Annotated in this window: 2 protein-coding genes; both read right to left on the reverse strand. The window is 32.4% G+C overall.

Features of this window, described 5'->3' with window-relative positions; translation table 11 throughout:
- Positions 1–113: 113 nt before the first annotated feature.
- Positions 114–857 carry a type IV secretion system protein gene (locus ACFIKR_RS09355; RefSeq protein WP_375659651.1) on the reverse strand — a complete coding sequence of 248 codons (744 nt, stop codon included), beginning with the start codon at positions 855–857 and terminating at the stop codon, positions 114–116.
- On the reverse strand, positions 854–997 hold the full coding sequence (locus tag ACFIKR_RS09360; RefSeq protein ID WP_375653526.1) for a TrwH protein: 144 nt from the start codon (positions 995–997) through the stop codon (positions 854–856). The genes ACFIKR_RS09355 and ACFIKR_RS09360 overlap by 4 nt, the downstream gene beginning before the upstream one ends.
- Between the last annotated feature and the right edge of the window lie 109 nt (positions 998–1,106).

A 1,106-nucleotide genomic window follows, 5' to 3' on the forward strand; every position in this document is an offset into this window, starting at 1 on the left:
CGATATCTTGGCTTTGATAAAATCTTTGTGCCTCTCTGAATTGTTCGGATAGTACTGAACCTTCTACATTGGCTTTTATTTTCATGAAAAAAAAGCAAATGTTGTAAAGAGCTTTATTGGTTAGATCTTATTTCAGGCATACGTTTGTTGTAATAGGCTATAATTTTGCTATACAATTTACGTTTTTGTATTTCGATAAGAGTCTCTTCGTCATCGCTTAAATTTCTGACCATTTGTAGCTTTGTATATTCATTTTGGATCATGGATGACATGGTCTTAATGCGTGTTTGTATATCAAAAAGTTCTTTCAGATCTTGTGTGTTACTTATCTTATCTAAGAAATCTTTCACTTGTTTAAAGCGGTTCTCTATGTCTTTGAAAGTTTGTAAACTTACAGCTTTTTCGACAATCCCACTATATTTAAGACGTGTATTAATTATTTCGCGTATCTTATGATACGGCAATCTCTGGAAGCCGTCCCTTTTCTCTTCGAGAACAAGTTTACGAAAAAGATTTCTATAGTGGCTAACAGATATGTTGTGGTAGCTTGTTTTTGTGTCTGGGTAGTCAAAAGGCGAAACTGGTATGAAAAAACTAAAATTGTCTCCTATTGCATGTGATAGTATTTTAGGTCCTATTATAGATTGATGGATTTTTTTCGCGTTTTCGATCTGCTTTTCGGTTTCTTCAATTTGTTGTTTTAACAACGTAATAATTTCCAGATAGTCTGCTTTTGAAAAAGGAATTTGAACAGTTGAGCCTTGAGTTCCAGAACCCCAACTAAAGTTAGACGTTAGAGTTAAATTTATCATTCCCAAAAGGGTAATTATTCCTGTTATAATAAGAATCTTTCTCATATACTTGCTCGCTTGATTTCGTCAGGGATTGTTTTATTAATAGGCACACGGTTCCTATCATTGGGCTGTTTTAGCTTTGGTGCTAATGCACAAGCTGATAAAAGGTTTGTAATTAAAATTATAAGGGTGATCGACTTCATTTTAACTATTTTTGATAATTAAACAAAGCCTGATATTTTTTGTCATTATTATAATTTTGACACTAAAGTAAAGTGTATAGTTTGCGATAATTGATCTTTTCTTAATTTC

The sequence above is a fragment of the Bartonella sp. MR30HLJHH genome (assembly GCF_042194195.1).
GTDB lineage: Bacteria > Pseudomonadota > Alphaproteobacteria > Rhizobiales > Rhizobiaceae > Bartonella > Bartonella grahamii.

What these genes read in the sequence shown, in the direction of transcription:
- ACFIKR_RS09355 (WP_375659651.1), bottom strand. Translation starts at nt 857, where the DNA reads ATGAGAAAGATTCTTATTATAACAGGAATAATTACCCTTTTGGGAATG.
- ACFIKR_RS09360 (WP_375653526.1), bottom strand. Translation starts at nt 997, where the DNA reads ATGAAGTCGATCACCCTTATAATTTTAATTACAAACCTTTTATCAGCT.